Source organism: Acinetobacter piscicola (assembly GCF_015218165.1).
In the GTDB taxonomy this organism is placed as follows: domain Bacteria; phylum Pseudomonadota; class Gammaproteobacteria; order Pseudomonadales; family Moraxellaceae; genus Acinetobacter; species Acinetobacter piscicola_A.
The window spans coordinates 926,094-941,887 of record NZ_CP048659.1 but is presented as its reverse complement, the minus strand read 5'-3'; the positions used below and the strand labels follow the sequence as shown (position 1 = coordinate 941,887).

Genomic DNA, 15,794 nt, shown 5'->3' with positions numbered 1-15,794 from the left:
CTTATCCCGAATTCACGTTAATTCACATGACTTTCTAGCCATGTACCACGCATATCATCACGTTTAACATAGTTCATAATAATTGCAATAAGCCATGTAAAACCGACCACATAACCTGCAAGATACAAAATATATGTGATTTGATTATATTGTTTTAAAGATGCAATTTCTGCATCTGTCTTTGTTAAAAAATTCATGATTTTACCTTATATTTATGTACACTATTTATACTACAAAACATTTTAAGTTTCATTTAAGCTGTCGTACAAAAAAATATTATTTGCAAATTTGTTTTAACTTACGGCTTTTATTTCATCCTGTGATCACTGAAATTTCATCGCATTTTGTCTATAATGCGCTGCTTTCCTATTTTGATTTGAGTGTATTTATGTCTTCCAACGCCTATGATGTTGTTGTCCTTGGTGCAGGTGCTTCGGGCTTAATGCTTGCAGCCAAAGCCGCACAACGAGGTCGCAAAGTTTTAGTCGTGGAAAAAGCCAACAAAATTGGTAAAAAAATCCTAATGTCTGGCGGTGGTAAATGTAACTTTACCAATCTCTATGTCGAGCCTGAAAATTTTATTTCGCATAATCCCCATTTCGTCATTTCAGCACTCACTCGTTATACCAACTGGGATTTTATTGGAATGGTGTGTGAATATGGCATCGAGTATGAAGAACGTAAACACGGGCAACTCTTTACACTCAATGGCGCTAAAGAAATTTTAGCCATGTTACTCAATGAATGTGAAAAAACGGGTTTGGTCGAAATCAAAACCAGCTGTGAAGTCAAAGCAGTCAATGCCATTGATGAACAAAATTTCCAAGTCGCAACCAATATCGGCTACTTCCAAGCACAATCTGTGGTGGTGGCAAGTGGTGGCTTGTCTATTCCAACACTCGGTGGTTCAGACATTGGCTATAAAATTGCTCAACAATTTGGCCATCATATCTTTCCCACACGTGCAGGCTTAGTTCCCTTTACTTTTTCAGATCAATTTAAAGAAGTGACCACGCGTTTAAGTGGGAATGCCGTTGAAGCAACCTTATCGAATGAATTAAACAGCTTTACTGAAGCACTGTTATTTACCCATCGTGGACTCAGTGGTCCAAGTTCATTGCAACTGTCTAACTATTGGAATGTCGGACAAAGCTTTAAAATCGATTTTTTACCTTCAGAAGAATTATTCACATTTTTAAAAGCTAAAAAACAAGCACAACCCAAAGTTCTGCTTCGCACCCTGTTGGCTGACTTATTGCCCAAAAGTGTCGTACTTGAACTGCAAAACTTAATTTGGGCAGAATTTGCAGAGATAGCGATTGGACAACTCAGTGATGAAAAACTAGAAAATATTGCCCAGAAACTACATCAGTTTGAAGTTAAACCCTCAGGGACAGAAGGTTATCGTACTGCCGAAGTCACCTTAGGTGGGGTCGACACCACAGAAGTTTCTTCAAAAACCATGGAAAGTAAAAAGCAAAAGGGCTTGTTTTTTATCGGTGAAATCTTAGATGTAACAGGTCATTTAGGTGGCTTTAATTTTCAATGGGCTTGGGCTTCAGCACATGCAGCTTCAGAATATGTGTAATATGGTATAAATAAAGAGCACTCTTTTAGATGTTGACCTTATGAAACTTCATCCCCCAAGTGTGAAGTTTCATAAAAGATCTGCTGACAATTACTCCAAATAATCTGTTCTGAATAATATGATCTGTTGATTGTTTGCAACACGTTGCATTGCAATATTCATCAATACATATTCTGTATTTTCGGTTGTGTCAGCTTTACAAATCTGTTGATAAATATGATGTACAAAAGCAATAATTTTCATTTTAATTCCTTTTTAAATTTCATGTTTTATTGAAACTTCACATTAATATAAATCCAATTTATTTAATAAATATGAATACTTTAAATTTATCCAATAAACAGAAAGTTATCTACATTTTGTACAAAATATTTTCTATATATTCACTTAAATATTGTGAATATTCTCACTCTTCTGGTGCTTTTGCTGTTTCATCTGTTTCTTCAGGCTGGATGATTTCTGCTGTATGCGTTTTTTTAGGCTTAGCAAAAACAAATTTATAAGCACTGACTAAAAACCCCACTGTAATTCCTGCAATCACAATAGGAGCAATAAATTTATTCGGCTGTTTTTTTGACACGTTATTTCTCCTCATTTATGTTTCATTTTTCAAATAAAAAGATCGATCAGAACATCCTGATCGATCTTCATCATAAATTACAGGTTAATTCAGGTCATCTTTCAACGGATAATCAGAATTTGAATCTAGTGCAGGCTTTACTTGATCTAAAGTAGATTGATATTCAGATTCAATGGTCGGTGTATCAGTCGTTACTTGATTTTCTACAGGATTTGCTATTGTTGATTTTTGTGCCAAAGGATTCGGTTTATTACCTTCTTTCTTTGCTTTATCAATCAAATCCGTCAATACACGCTCCGCAGGTTGACGACCACCTAAACCAAATGCCAAAGCAAACGCAACTGCCACTGCACCCAAAGTTAAGCCAAATGCTAGATTTACAATCGAGTCAGCAATACCCATTGCACGTAGACCCATTGCAATGACAAGCCCCATGATCAGGATACGAACTAAATTACCTAACCAACGTGAACTGTTGTATTCACCGCGTTGCACCACATTTGCCACAAGGTTTGCCAACCAAAACCCGATTACTAAAATCACAGCACCGAGTAAGATATCCGCACCGAACTGGATAAACATCGAGATCAAGCCACTGACTTGCTCGAAGCCTAGACGGTTGGCTGCTTCTGATACAGCAAACAGCATGGTAAAAAATACAATCAGATAACCAACCACGCATGAAATTTTGGTTTGACCGAGAAAACGCTGTACATCGAGTTTTGCAGGAATCTCATCTACACCTGTCCCTGCAATGATTTCAGCAACCAAACGCCCAACAAAGCGAGAAACAACATATGCCACAATTAAGATCAGACCTGCCGCAATAATATGCGGAATGGCATTCATGATTTCAGCCAACATTGCAGTAGCAGGCTGAGAAATCGCTTGAATGCCTAATGCTTCAAATGCCACAATCAATGACGTAATCATCACAATGGCAAAAACAAATGAACCTAGTAGTTTAGATAAACTCCCATTTTTAAATAAACCAATTTTTTCAGCTTGCGCTTGTAGATTTAAACTATTGCTTAACCCTTCTACAATGCCACGTACAATTTTTGCTAAGATATAACCAACAAAAATAACCACACCCGCGATGAAAATGTTTGGTAAATAAGAAATAGCCTCATTGACCATATTTTGCACAGGAATCAATAAGCCTTGTAGACCTAAAATTGACAGTACAATGGGAAGGAAAAGCAATAAGATTAACCAATAAACAATATCTGCAATATTGTGACTAATTGGATTTACACCGACTTCTGCACTCAGCTTTTCATCGAGCTGAGTACGGTCTAATAAATTTTTTAGCCCGACTTTGACTAAATTGGCAACAATCCAACCCACAAAACCGATCGCAATGGCGGCAAGAAGTTGTGGAATAAACAATAAAAATTGCTGAATCATGTTACTAAATGGACTGCTGATACTGCTCAGATTGAGTACATTTAATGCACCAATCACCGCGATCACCATCACTACCCAAAAAATAACTCTCGAGACAATATTTTCAATATTTGAACGATGACCTGTCGCATTAGACAATTTTTGGTTTGTGCCTAACTTGGTCAATATCTTTTTAATCCCTGCTGCAATAATCAGTGCAATAATCCATCCCACCAATAAAATGACGATTGCAGCAATAATGGGTTGAAACTGTTCCCAATAATACAGGGCATCTAAATGACCACCACGCGCAACTAAAAATTCATTCATTTGTTATCCCCTTTTTTATGTTGAGGTTTTAAGTGGCTTAATTCAATTTCGTTTGATCATTTTTAAAGCACACCCTCACGTTATCTTGTGTTGTTTTTTTATTCAATTTTTAGCAGCATAAATACAACAAATATAAAATTTAAAAACTCTAACGAGCTGAACGCTGTTAGAGTTATTTAGGGTTTTCGATTATGAATTTTCAGCGTTTAAGTATATAAAAATATAATAAACAATAATTTATAAAACAGAATGAGCTTACATCCAATCTGCAAGCATATACACAACTAAAGCAACAAGAAATAACCCCACAAGAATCAGCATATACACAGGTAAACGTTTTTTCTGTGTGGTCTCTTCAGTACTTATAACATGTGCTGGTCTAGAAAAGTCATGTTTCATTTCTATACTCCTTCTCCATGTGATGCATTTTTATACTATCAGGTGATCATGTTGCGGTGTGTAAATTAATTTAAATGAAAGTAAAGCGTCTATTTCATGGCAAGATTTTGAATATCAGCTATACTAATGACCCTCTTATTTGGCTATGGACAATATGGCTTATCAACGGCAAAGTGTCTGTTTAGACTTAGACACAGATGTCACTCATCAATGCTTTTTGCATACCACACGTGATGAACATTTAATTGGGATCATTGAGTTTACAAAGCAAAGCTATGTTCTCAAATGGGGAGATTTAGAATATTTTCGCCGCCGTACTGAAGAATTATCCGTCATGCCATTTCCTGACTGTATTAATGCCATGATTATTGATATTCGTAATGTTGCGCCTTTTTTAGATGCAGAAGTCCCGATTATTCCTTGGCGTTTGGTTGAAGAAGAATGTCCGATTCGCATCGTTGTTCCACAAGAGCGTTTAGAGTTTTATTCTGGTTTTTTTGAACCTACATGGCTCAGTACGGACATGGAGTCTGCCATTTATGAATTACGTGAATTTATGGATATGTTCGTACATTAAGCATCAAAAAAGAGCATTTATATCATCTATAAATGCTCTTCATTCTAAAATCTAAGCTTTAGAAATATTCTACCAATAATTTTCTACAGCAATATTACCTTCACCACGTCTATTCATGCTCAAACCACGTGCCTTTAAAGCATCTTTGGTGTCATCCACCATTTGTGGATTTCCACACAACATCACGTGTGTCGTTGTAGGACTAAGGTTTAAACCGACTGCCTTTTCCAATTCACCATTTTCAATCAAAATTGGCAAACGATCATGTAAAGCAGCCTGTGGGTCTCGGGTAATAATCGGCACAAATTTAAAGCCTGTGTGCCCTTCCCCAAAAGTCTCAACGATTTCTTGAATACGGTCTACATAAGCCAGCTCAGCTGCTGAACGTACACTATAAACAAGCGTAATAAATTGATATTTCTGCCAAGTTTCAAAGTCTTGTAGCATGGAAATAAAAGGCGCTAAACCCGTTCCTGTCGCCAACAACCATAAATCATGCGGCAAAGGTAATTGATAGCGAGTTAAAGTTAAAAAACCATAGGCCACTTTTTCCAAATACAATTCATCTCCCACTTGTAGATGTTGTAAATTAGAAGTAAATGCACCATCTGGTACAACGATCGAAAAAAACTCTAAGGTTTCCTCGAACGGAGAAGAAACAACAGAATAGGCGCGCACCACCAAATCATCTGCAACTTTTAACCCAATACGTGCAAATTGCCCTGCGGTGAATTTAAAGTGTGCGGGTCGTGTCATGGTGAAGCTAAATAAAGTATTGGTCCAACGGTGTACAGATAAAACCTTTTCTACACTAAATTTTTCAATTGACATGATTTCAACGTGGCATGAATGACTATGCTCATGGTAGCATGTCAGGATAATTTATCGTATTTATTTCAATTGACTTCTTTCATCAAATCCAGTTTTTTGTTCATAAATCACCAATTAAATGGATTTTTAAAGCTTATGAAAAAACGTCTCAGCTTAAGGCTATTCACATGCGCATGACTTTACGTCAACTGGCTGTTTTCGTAGCAGTCGCTCAAGAAGGTACAGTAACCAAAGCCAGTGATGCTGTGCGGCTGACACAAAGTGCTGCCAGTATGGCTTTGGCAGATCTTGAAGATGGGTTGGGTGCACCTTTATTTGACCGCTTAGGAAAAAGACTACAACTCAATGATTTAGGTCGTTTTTTACTTCCACAAGCTTTAGAAATTTTAGGTCGTTGTGAATCTTTTGAACAAGCGGCCAAAGGTGAATTACAAAGTATCGACTTACGTATTGGTGCAACACTCACGATCAGTGATTACTTAATGCCTGATCTAATGGCCGATTTTTTACAAATCCGCCCACAAGCACATTTACAGTTACAAGTCGGTAATACCCGTCAAATGATTGAGGCAGTCAATCAATTTCAATTAGATTTAGCACTCATTGAAGGGTCATGTCATTTACCACAGTTACAATGCATTCCTTGGCGTGATGATGAACTCGCTGTGTGCTGCTCGTCCAACCATCCTTTGGCAAAATTAAATCGTCCATTGACCCCTGAGGATTTTTATACTGTTCAATGGATTTTACGTGAAGAAGGTTCAGGAACACGTGAAGTCTTCGATAATGCGATTTTACAAGATATTCCTGATGCCAATATACGTTTAACACTTGGACACAATGAAGCTATTCTAAAAATTGTCGCAGGTGGTTTAGGAGTATCGTGTATTTCTAAATTAGCCATTGAGCCTTTATTAGAAAAACAACAATTGGTTATTTTAAAAACACCTTTTTGGACACTGACTCGCCCGCTATATATGCTGGTACATCGCCAAAAATATCAAGGTCCAGGTTTACGTTCATTCTTGCAGTTCTGTGAAGATCAAGTCGAAATCCATACGCATTAACCTCATCATGGTATAGATTAAAATGATCAATGCTGCCGATTATCTTAAGGCAGCATTTTTTTGTGCAGCATTTTTCTTTTCTTGCTCTAATTTATATAAATTCAGCTTAGCCTCTTGCGCTTGTTGGTGCTTTTGATATTTTTGATATGCCAAATAACTCACGGTTGCACCAAGCACTATGATAATCACAGCGATCAAATAAAGTGGATTGACATAAATTTTACGTTGTTTTTTTTCTTTGATGGGCTGCCATTTGCCATATAAAATTTGGGTTTTTAGATTTAGATATACCGAGTTTTCTTTAAAACTTGATATTTCCTTCAGTACTTGCTCCTTCGCTACTCTTGTCTCTATATTATTTTGCTTTACATCACTTTTAGTCACTGCTGCCTTATCTAAATCGATTGTTTTTAAGATTTCAGATGACTCTGTTTTGCTCACAGCACAGGATGTAACATTTTCATGTTCCACTTTAGACTGTTCAGGCACAGCATTGTAATGTGTTAATTTTTCCATTTGATCTGAAGAGACTTCTAGACTTGGTTGTTCTTGTATAATTTCAGGCTGCTTCGAGACATCAATCGGATGCTCAGACGGCATCATGATACTTTTTTGTACTTCGTCACCTGTCTTTAACTCAGTAAAAGGCTCATCCGTAATTTGTATGACTTTTTCAGCGAGATCTACATTTTCAATAATTTGAAAAGATAACTCTTCTTGCTTAACAGATGAAGCACTCTCTATATCATCGTTGATATTATGCTGTGGTGGATGATGCTCAAATATAGGCATATCTTGTTTTTTTACAACAGAATGATCTAAATCAATTTTTAAATTTGATGAAGCTTGAGAAACATCAATTTCATGGATCACTATACTTTGAACTGGTTCTAATACTTTAGCCTCAACCTCTAGGACAGCATCCTTGGAATTAACCTCTTGTATAATGCTATCTTGTGCTAAAGACGGTATATCAACTTGAATTTGATCATCTTTCAAAAAAGCGTGGGTTAAGGGCTGTAACTCTACATCGAGCAATGCTGTACTCGAAAGTGCTGTATCGGGTAATGGAGCTTGCTCTAAATCACTTGATGCTATTGCTATTGAGGAATCTCTATCTATCTTAGATCCATGACGATGATCTAAAGTTTCATTAATCTGTGGATGTGAGGAGCTTTCACGTTCTACATCATCTGCTGGAACTGATGATAAATATTCATTCAGTTGCAATTTTGCTTGTGGTGTCAGCTGTCGAATCACTTCCGCAATATTGTTTTGTGCTTCAACTGCTTCAACTGCTTCAACTGCTTCAACTGCTTCAACTACTTCAACTGCTTCAACTGCTTCAACTGCTTCAACTGCTTCAACTGCTTCAACTGCTTCAACTGCTTCAACTGCTTCAACTGCTTCAACTGCTTCAACTGCTTCAACTGCTTCAACTGCTTCAACTGCTTCAACTGCTTCAACTGCTTCAACTGTTGTACGACTTTCATTTAACAAACGCAATTTAGCAAGCGTAGATTTACGACTCATACGCTTAGACTGAACATGCTGTTCTTCTATCAATTGTGAAGTATAAGAGGTTTTTGTATGTTGTACTTTTTGAGTCGCATTTTTAATATCTAAACGTACAATACAATTGGCGCTCAATTGATCAGCACTTTCTAAAACCGCACATTTAATTCGTTCATTTAGCTGAGGCGGAATGTCTGAATTTGGGAAATCAGACAAATGAAAATGAATGATGCGTTGATCTTGAACGAGTTCAATAAAACCCTTCTGTTCTTCAACATCATATTGAACCACGATCCCCTTATAGAACATAAATCAATTCTCTAATTTTTATAATAATTTCCGACAAAAAAGGAAGCCATAAAGCTTCCTTTTTATATTACTAAATTTTAGTCTTTTTGCACACTACCAAAAATTTTATCGCCTGCATCACCTAGACCAGGAACAATATAACCATTTTCATTTAGACCTTTATCAATTGAAGCTGTAAAAATAGTCACATCAGGATGTGCTTCAGTAACTCGTTTTATTCCTTCAGGTGCAGCAACAAGTACCATGACGCGAATATCTTTACAACCACTGGCTTTAAGCACATCAATTGCAGCGACTAAAGATGATCCCGTTGCAAGCATTGGATCAATAATCATCGCCAAACGATTTTGTACATCAGGCACTAGTTTTTTATAGTAAGTGCGTGCTTCCAAAGTTTCTTCATCACGCTCTAAACCGAGTACAGAGACTTTTGCACTTGGAATTAGATTAAGAAAACCATCTAACATGCCAATCCCTGCACGTAAAATAGGGACAACTGTAATTTTTTTACCGGCAATACGATCTACAGTCACTTTACCATTCCAACCATCAATTTCATGATCACATACAGGTAAATCTTTAGTTGCTTCATAAGTAAGCAGCATTGTGACTTCTTGCGCTAATTCACGGAAATTCTTAGTACTAATATCTGCACGACGTAATAAACCTAATTTATGACGAATAAGTGGATGGCGAATTTCTTGAATAGACACGGGAGTACACCTAAAAGGATAAAAGTAAATATTCACTATTATAAATGTTTTTTATATAAGATATAAGAAAAGCCCCCAATGTTTGAGGGCTTTTTTTGTTAAAACAAATCGTATTGATAGATTATTGCTGTTGGCTTAGCATCATATGAATAGGTGATAAAATTTCAGATTTAAGCGCTAAGTCAATCAATGGGTCTGGATAAACACCAATGATCAAGACTAAAGCAGCTGCACCTAAAACCATAAGACCACCGACTTTTTGTCCCCAATGATCAACAGCATCAATACGAGGATTTTCAGGTGGGGTCATATACATCACAACCATCACACGTAAATAGTAATATAAACCAATACCACTACCCACAATAATCATTGCAGCTAAGAACCAGTTTTGAGCTGTCACAGCAGACATCACCACAAGGAACTTACCAATGAAGCCCGCAGTTAATGGAATACCTGCAAGAGATAACATCATCACAGTTAAAGTTGCAGTCAATACTGGACGGCGCCAGAATAAACCACGATAGTCTGCAAGTGATTCAGCTTCATCAACATTGTTATATGGACTTGACATCAAAGCAACTGCACCAAAAGCACCAATCGTTGTTAATGTATAAGTCGCAATATAAACCGTTACACTGCCTAAGCTTGCATAGGTTGTGCTGACTAAAGCAATCAATAAATAACCAAAATGTGCAATCGAAGAATAACCTAAAATACGTTTTAAGTTTACTTGACGTACAGCAAGGAAGTTACCGACCAAGATTGAAAGTACTGCAATTACAGTAATGATTGTCACAATTGAAGGGACTAAAATTGCACCCGAAGTCAAAATGTAACGTACCAATAAACCAATCGTTGCAACTTTTGCCACAGTCGCCAAGAATGTTGCGATTGGCGCAGGTGCACCTTGATAAACATCAGGTGTCCATTTGTGAAATGGTGCAAGAGAAAGCTTAAAGCCAATTGCAAAGATAATGAGACCTAGGCCTAAGATCACCATTGGTTGTTGAATGACTTGGAACAATGCAGGTACAGCATCATAGAATGCTAAAGAACCTGTATATGCATAGATATATGCCATACCCATCAACAACATTGCAGACGCAGTTGCAGAAAGAACTAAATATTTAATTCCCGCTTCTAACGATTTTGAACGTTGATGTGTATAAGCCACCAAACCATACATCGGAATCGACATTAACTCTAAGCTAATAAAGAACGATGCAAAGTGCGAACTTGCTACCATTAACATCGCCCCTGCAACAGAGATCAACATCAAGATATAAAGTTCTTCACGATGGTCTTTATAGGTTTCAATGTATGCATGTGACAAAGTACAACATGCTAACGCAGCAACAATCGCAAGCAATTGATAGAACAATGTAAATGGGTCAACCATAAACATGCCCATCACATTTGATGGTGCGAACGCACCACCAAACATCATGATTATCAAATCAAGCGCCGCAAGGTTTAAACCAACCACTGAAGCTGTTGCAATCAAATTATGATTACGTTTGATTGCCGTTAAGATCATCACCACGACTGCAGTCAAAGCTACAATCATGACAGGTGCCAAAGGCATGAGATCCGAAAATGACATTGTAAAATTCATGACTATTGGATCCCCGCATTTTGTTGAGAAACAACTTGCTGCGTTGCTTCAACGGCTTCTTGAACAGGAATATAGCTATTTGCAATCCACGCCATGCTTGAGTTTGAAACATCTAAGAATGTTTGTGGATGCATACCTAACCATACCAAACCGATTACACAGATCATCAAAAGACCGATTTCACGTGCGCCAAGATCTTTTAACGGAGCTGTATAATGCTGTTTTTGTTGCTCATTTGGTGTACCAAATAATGCTTTGTGGATCAGGATTAAACCATAAAGACCCGCAAATACTAAACTGATCGCTGCAATGATGGTAAACATTGGGAATTTACCAAATGAACCCATCAAAATCAGGAACTCACCAATAAAGTTACCTAAACCAGGAATACCGACCAACGCCGCAATAAAGAACATTAAGAAGAATGGTAAATATTGGAATTGACCACGAATACCACCCATCAAACGTAAATCACGTGTATGTAAACGCTCATACACTTGACCACACATAATGAACAATGCAGCAGAAGATAAACCATGCGCCAACATCATGATCATCAAACCTTGGAAGGTCAAAATATTACCTGCATAAAGTGCAAGTAACACGAAGCCCATGTGCGAAATAGATGTGTACGCAAGTAAGCGTTTCATATCTGTTTGTTGGAATGCACACCAAGCACCGTAGAAGATACCAATTAAACCAAAGATGATTGCAATATCTGCAAATTGTGCCGATGCTGCAGGGAAGAACGGAATGACGAAACGTAATAAACCGTAAGCCGCAGTTTTAATCAAGATACCCGCTAAGTCGACAGAACCTGCTGTAGGTGCTTGCGCGTGGGCATCGGGTAACCAACCATGTAATGGAAAAACAGGAAGTTTTACCGCAAAACCGATGAACATACAGATCATCAATGCATAAGCAATATGTGGTGCTTGAGCATCTAATGTACGTGCAACAGCCATTAAGTAATAATAGTTGAAGCTGATATTGCCAGACATCATGTAGCCATAGATCACTAGACCTAGGATACCCACAAGCATGATCAGACCTGCAACTTGTGTATAAATGAAGAACTTGGTTGCAGCATATACGCGTGATTTACCATCCGCGCCTTTATGCCCCCAGAGTGCAATCAAGAAATAGATTGGTACAAGCATCATCTCCCAGAAGAAGAAGAACAAGAACAAATCAATTGCAAGGAATACACCAATCACCCCACCTAAAGACCATAAAAGGTTTAAGTGGAAGAAACCAACATTCTTTTGAATTTCACCCCATGAACAACCGACTGCAAGTACACCGAGTAATGCAGTTAAGCCGACCATCAAAAGTGAAAGACCATCTATCGCTAAATGGATATTAATCCCTAAAGATTTAATCCATTCAACTTGAAATTGTGCAGCCCAAGCTGGGACTTGTTGTCCCAACTCATAGGTAAAACCACCTTGACTCCAAAGCACACCTGTTAAGCCCAAAGTAATGAGCATCCCCACGAGTGCAATATAGCGAGGCAAATGTTCATCGAGCTTATCGACTAACCAGCAAATAAAACCTGCAATGAAAGGTACAAGAATTAATGCGGGTAAAATCCAGTTATTTGCTTCCATCTTATTTCCCCACTACCTGAATCACGATCAAGATCATCAGCAATACCACTACACCGAGTGACATACTTGATGCATATTCACGTAATGAACCTGTTTGACGGGTACTTGTAAACTTATTACCACCTTTCACAATCGCAGGTAACATGAGCCATAAACCGTCAATTGGATCACGACCTAAGATTTTTGCAATCAATAAATAAGGTTGAACAAATACAATGTTGTATAACGAATCGAAACCAAATGCATTACGGCAGATATTGGCAAGACCTGTACCAAATGATGTTGCAGCAAAGCCTTTTACCGCTTGGTAAGCAAATGCGAACAACACAACACCCACGACTAAACCTGCAAGTGCAATGCCGACTGCTGTATATTCAGCAGAATGCATACCGTGCATCAATTCTTCAGTTGGCACATTGAATACAGGAATTTGCGCAGCAGTCAGTGCTTTTTCCACTGGTGCTTTTAAGAAATAAGCCAAACCTGTTGACAGTACAGCAAGGATACCTAAAGGTAACCAATATGTTGCACCTTTGATTTCGTGATAAGGCGTATTTTCTTTGCCAAAGAATACAACCCAGATTAAACGGAATGTATAAATAGATGTTAAGAATGCACCTGCTACACCCACCCAGTACAACCAACCAAATGCTGCATTTGCTTGACCTTGTACCCAAACTGCGCCCAAGATCGCATCTTTAGAGAAGAAGCCAATTGTTACGAATGGAATCGCTGCAAGCGCACCACCACCGATGGCGAAACATGCAAACAAAAATTTGTTTTTGTAGAACAAGCCACCCATTTTGAAGATGTTTTGTTCGTGATGGTAAGCCAAAATCACCGCACCAGAAGACAAGAATAATAATGCCTTGAAGAATGCGTGAGAAAGCATATGGAATAGGCCAGCTTGATAAGCTTCGGCACCCACCGCCATAAACATATAACCGAGCTGACTCATGGTTGAGTAAGCCAAAATACGTTTGATGTCGGTTTGCACCAATGCTGCAAAACCAGCCACCAATAATGTTACTGCGCCTGTAATCGCAATGAATTGCATAATTTCAGGTGTCATTTCAAACACAGTGAACATACGGCAGCACAGGTAAACACCTGCGGTTACCATTGTTGCAGCGTGGATCAATGCAGATACTGGTGTAGGACCAGCCATTGCATCTGCCAACCATGTTTGTAATGGAATTTGTGCAGATTTACCCGCAGCACCTAAGAACAACATGAGTGAAGTCCAAAGCGCAAGGTTATGATCAAGTGCTAAAACTTGTGATGCATTGGCAACGATTGTACCGATATGCAAAGTACCAAATTGTTGATAAAGCAAGAACATCGCAATGAGTAAGAAAATATCACCCACACGTGTTACGGTAAATGCTTTGATCGCAGCCATACCATTTGACGGGTTTTGATAGTAGTAACCAATCAATAGATAAGAACACAGACCTACGCCTTCCCAACCTAAGAATAACAACGCTAAGTTGTCACCCAATACAAGCACGAGCATGCTTGCTACGAACAGGTTGAAATAAGAGAAGAAACGTGCGAAATCCTCTTCACCACGCATATACCATGTTGCGAAGATATGAATCAGAAAACCTACGCCCGTGATCATGCCCATCATTAACAATGACAAGCCATCTAAACTTAAAGTAATACCTGGCGCAAAACCACCAACGTTAAACCATGTCCATAAATTTTGAACAAATACAGTTTCACCGCTGTTGATAAATGCCATACCGCTGATCAACGCAAACAATGCTGAAAGACCAACTGAACCCGCACCAATAATCGCAGCGACATTTTCAGGAAGTTTATTACGTCCTGCCGCTAAAAGGATAAAACCAATAAGCGGAAATAAAATCGTTAAATATAAAGTACTCATCCGCGCATCTCACTAGCAGCATCTACATCCAAGTGATGGAAGCGATGATAGAACTGAAGGACGATCGCAAGACCGATACACGCCTCTGCTGCTGCAAGCGTCAAAATTAAGATAAACATAATTTGACCGTCTGGTTGTACCCATGCACTACCTGCAACAACGAATGCTAGCGCAGCAGCATTCATCATGATTTCAAGGCTCATTAACATAAATAAAATATTGCGTCGTACCATTACACCGTAAAAACCGAGTGCAAAAAGGATAGATGCAACGATTAAACCATGCTCTAAAGGGATATTGCCCATTATTGTTTATCCTCTTCTGCACTTGGTTCACGTTTGCCTAAGTGGAATGCTGCAACCAATGCTGCAAGCAATAACATCGCGGCTACTTCAACCAATAATAAGTAGTGTGTAAAGAGTGCTTGACCAACTTCTTTAGGGCCGACCATTTGCGTCCCTAAAACATGTTGTGTTTGCGTATAGTCTGAACCTAACATCCAAACCAAACACAAACCCATCAAGAAACTCATCAATGCTGGATAAGCCCAAGCATCAGAAGTCAACCATTTACGCTCTTGATCAACAGTATGTTGACCAAGATTGAGCATCATCACCACGAAGACGAACAACACCATGATTGCACCTGCATAGACAATAATTTCTAATGCAGCAGCAAATGGTGCGCCAATGGTTAAGAAAATCCCTGCAACGGCAAGCAGTGACACGATTAAGCTTAAAAGTGCATGTACAGGATTCGCATTGGTCACAACACGAACTGTAGAAACAATGGCCACGAGAGCCATTAAATAAAATGGCCACATCATGGTAATAAGCTCCGTACGTCAACAGGTGCGCTTTCACGTTGCGCTTGACCTTTTTCTTTACCATCAATTGCCATACCCGTTACACGATAGAAGTTGTAATCTGGGTATTTACCAGGACCCGAAATGAGTAAGTTTTCTTTCTCATAAACAAGGTCTTGACGCACATATTCACCCAACTCGAAGTCTGGTGTTAACTGAATTGCAGTTGTTGGGCACGCTTCTTCACACATCCCACAGAAGATACAACGTGAGAAGTTAATGCGGAAAAACTCTGGATACCAACGTCCATCTTCTTTTTCAGCTTTCTGTAATGAGATACAGCCCACAGGACATGCAACCGCACATAAGTTACACGCAACACAACGCTCTTCGCCATCAGGATCACGTGTTAATACGATACGACCACGGTAGCGTGGAGGTACGATTTGTTCGGCTGGAACTTCAGGATATAAAATCGTATCACGTGGACGAGTGGCATGGGTAAATACCATCCATAACGAACGAACGATTGATCCTACGCCAGCTAGAATTTTATACATTTTGTACTC

General features: G+C 38.6%; 16 protein-coding genes and 1 pseudogene. 3 read left to right on the top strand and 14 right to left on the bottom strand.

Annotated elements, in window-relative coordinates; all coding sequences use genetic code 11:
* Positions 1-17: 17 nt before the first annotated feature.
* A complete protein-coding gene (locus G0028_RS04535; RefSeq protein ID WP_180045863.1) occupies positions 18-197 on the bottom strand; it encodes a hypothetical protein in 180 nt (59 codons plus the stop codon).
* A gap of 191 nt (positions 198-388) precedes the next feature.
* Here G0028_RS04535 and G0028_RS04530 point away from each other — a divergent pair, with 191 nt between their 5' ends.
* Positions 389-1,588 carry an NAD(P)/FAD-dependent oxidoreductase gene (locus tag G0028_RS04530; protein ID WP_180045865.1) on the top strand — a complete coding sequence of 400 codons (1,200 nt, stop codon included), beginning with the start codon at positions 389-391 and terminating at the stop codon, positions 1,586-1,588.
* 90 nt (positions 1,589-1,678) lie between these two features.
* On the opposite strand, the gene G0028_RS04525 is transcribed toward G0028_RS04530, so the two are convergent.
* The 4 genes and pseudogenes from G0028_RS04525 to G0028_RS04510 all read right to left on the bottom strand — a co-directional run.
* On the bottom strand, positions 1,679-1,831 hold the full coding sequence (locus tag G0028_RS04525; RefSeq protein WP_180045867.1) for a hypothetical protein: 153 nt from the start codon (positions 1,829-1,831) through the stop codon (positions 1,679-1,681).
* A gap of 163 nt (positions 1,832-1,994) precedes the next feature.
* Positions 1,995-2,183, bottom strand: coding sequence for a hypothetical protein (locus G0028_RS04520; RefSeq protein ID WP_218946308.1), 189 nt, complete (start codon positions 2,181-2,183; stop codon positions 1,995-1,997).
* 69 nt (positions 2,184-2,252) lie between these two features.
* A complete protein-coding gene (locus G0028_RS04515; RefSeq protein ID WP_180045871.1) occupies positions 2,253-3,887 on the bottom strand; it encodes a mechanosensitive ion channel in 1,635 nt (544 codons plus the stop codon).
* A gap of 264 nt (positions 3,888-4,151) precedes the next feature.
* Positions 4,152-4,286, bottom strand: a pseudogene (locus tag G0028_RS04510) (hypothetical protein); the annotation flags it as partial.
* Between the two features lie 154 nt (positions 4,287-4,440).
* Here G0028_RS04510 and G0028_RS04505 point away from each other — a divergent pair.
* Entirely contained in the window at positions 4,441-4,863 is a 423-nt protein-coding gene (locus G0028_RS04505) for a hypothetical protein (RefSeq protein WP_130073918.1), read from the top strand.
* A 69-nt stretch (positions 4,864-4,932) separates the two neighbouring features.
* Here the strand turns inward: G0028_RS04505 and G0028_RS04500 are convergent, their stop codons facing one another.
* The gene (locus G0028_RS04500; protein ID WP_180045873.1) at positions 4,933-5,694 is read right to left on the bottom strand and encodes a ferredoxin--NADP reductase; all 762 of its coding nucleotides are present in this window, start codon (positions 5,692-5,694) and stop codon (positions 4,933-4,935) included.
* Positions 5,695-5,861: 167 nt separating this feature from the next.
* On the opposite strand from G0028_RS04500, the gene gigC reads away from it, so the two are divergent.
* Positions 5,862-6,761, top strand: a complete 900-nt coding sequence (gigC, locus tag G0028_RS04495) for a LysR family transcriptional regulator GigC (protein ID WP_130073920.1) — start codon at positions 5,862-5,864, stop codon at positions 6,759-6,761.
* A gap of 39 nt (positions 6,762-6,800) precedes the next feature.
* Here the strand turns inward: gigC and G0028_RS04490 are convergent, their stop codons facing one another.
* The 8 genes from G0028_RS04490 to nuoI form a co-directional block, all read right to left on the bottom strand.
* Entirely contained in the window at positions 6,801-8,585 is a 1,785-nt protein-coding gene (locus tag G0028_RS04490) for a hypothetical protein (RefSeq protein ID WP_194088749.1), read from the bottom strand.
* Positions 8,586-8,662: 77 nt separating this feature from the next.
* Positions 8,663-9,298, bottom strand: coding sequence for a uracil phosphoribosyltransferase (gene upp / locus G0028_RS04485; RefSeq protein WP_130073921.1), 636 nt, complete (start codon positions 9,296-9,298; stop codon positions 8,663-8,665).
* Between the two features lie 121 nt (positions 9,299-9,419).
* A complete protein-coding gene (nuoN, locus tag G0028_RS04480) occupies positions 9,420-10,916 on the bottom strand; it encodes an NADH-quinone oxidoreductase subunit NuoN (RefSeq protein ID WP_130073922.1) in 1,497 nt (498 codons plus the stop codon).
* 2 nt (positions 10,917-10,918) lie between these two features.
* Positions 10,919-12,526: an NADH-quinone oxidoreductase subunit M gene (gene nuoM / locus G0028_RS04475; RefSeq protein WP_180045877.1), complete on the bottom strand. Its 1,608-nt coding sequence runs from the start codon at positions 12,524-12,526 to the stop codon at positions 10,919-10,921.
* 1 nt (position 12,527) lies between these two features.
* Complete coding sequence (nuoL, locus tag G0028_RS04470) at positions 12,528-14,420, bottom strand: NADH-quinone oxidoreductase subunit L (RefSeq protein ID WP_130073924.1); 1,893 nt, start codon at positions 14,418-14,420, stop codon at positions 12,528-12,530.
* Positions 14,417-14,725: an NADH-quinone oxidoreductase subunit NuoK gene (gene nuoK, locus G0028_RS04465; protein WP_111860838.1), complete on the bottom strand. Its 309-nt coding sequence runs from the start codon at positions 14,723-14,725 to the stop codon at positions 14,417-14,419. The genes nuoL and nuoK overlap by 4 nt, the downstream gene beginning before the upstream one ends.
* Entirely contained in the window at positions 14,725-15,243 is a 519-nt protein-coding gene (gene nuoJ, locus G0028_RS04460) for an NADH-quinone oxidoreductase subunit J (RefSeq protein ID WP_171457477.1), read from the bottom strand. Before nuoJ ends, nuoK begins: the two co-directional genes overlap by 1 nt.
* A complete protein-coding gene (gene nuoI / locus G0028_RS04455) occupies positions 15,243-15,785 on the bottom strand; it encodes an NADH-quinone oxidoreductase subunit NuoI (protein WP_130073926.1) in 543 nt (180 codons plus the stop codon). Before nuoI ends, nuoJ begins: the two co-directional genes overlap by 1 nt.
* Positions 15,786-15,794: the final 9 nt, after the last annotated feature.

What these genes read in the sequence shown, in the direction of transcription:
- nuoI (WP_130073926.1), bottom strand. Translation starts at nt 15,785, where the DNA reads ATGTATAAAATTCTAGCTGGCGTAGGATCAATCGTTCGTTCGTTATGG.
- nuoM (WP_180045877.1), bottom strand. Translation starts at nt 12,526, where the DNA reads ATGGAAGCAAATAACTGGATTTTACCCGCATTAATTCTTGTACCTTTC.
- nuoN (WP_130073922.1), bottom strand. Translation starts at nt 10,916, where the DNA reads ATGAATTTTACAATGTCATTTTCGGATCTCATGCCTTTGGCACCTGTC.
- G0028_RS04515 (WP_180045871.1), bottom strand. Translation starts at nt 3,887, where the DNA reads ATGAATGAATTTTTAGTTGCGCGTGGTGGTCATTTAGATGCCCTGTAT.
- gigC (WP_130073920.1), top strand. Translation starts at nt 5,862, where the DNA reads ATGCGCATGACTTTACGTCAACTGGCTGTTTTCGTAGCAGTCGCTCAA.
- G0028_RS04525 (WP_180045867.1), bottom strand. Translation starts at nt 1,831, where the DNA reads ATGAAAATTATTGCTTTTGTACATCATATTTATCAACAGATTTGTAAA.
- G0028_RS04505 (WP_130073918.1), top strand. Translation starts at nt 4,441, where the DNA reads ATGGCTTATCAACGGCAAAGTGTCTGTTTAGACTTAGACACAGATGTC.
- G0028_RS04520 (WP_218946308.1), bottom strand. Translation starts at nt 2,183, where the DNA reads ATGAGGAGAAATAACGTGTCAAAAAAACAGCCGAATAAATTTATTGCT.
- nuoJ (WP_171457477.1), bottom strand. Translation starts at nt 15,243, where the DNA reads ATGTGGCCATTTTATTTAATGGCTCTCGTGGCCATTGTTTCTACAGTT.
- G0028_RS04535 (WP_180045863.1), bottom strand. Translation starts at nt 197, where the DNA reads ATGAATTTTTTAACAAAGACAGATGCAGAAATTGCATCTTTAAAACAA.
- G0028_RS04500 (WP_180045873.1), bottom strand. Translation starts at nt 5,694, where the DNA reads ATGTCAATTGAAAAATTTAGTGTAGAAAAGGTTTTATCTGTACACCGT.
- nuoL (WP_130073924.1), bottom strand. Translation starts at nt 14,420, where the DNA reads ATGAGTACTTTATATTTAACGATTTTATTTCCGCTTATTGGTTTTATC.
- G0028_RS04490 (WP_194088749.1), bottom strand. Translation starts at nt 8,585, where the DNA reads ATGTTCTATAAGGGGATCGTGGTTCAATATGATGTTGAAGAACAGAAG.
- nuoK (WP_111860838.1), bottom strand. Translation starts at nt 14,725, where the DNA reads ATGGGCAATATCCCTTTAGAGCATGGTTTAATCGTTGCATCTATCCTT.
- G0028_RS04530 (WP_180045865.1), top strand. Translation starts at nt 389, where the DNA reads ATGTCTTCCAACGCCTATGATGTTGTTGTCCTTGGTGCAGGTGCTTCG.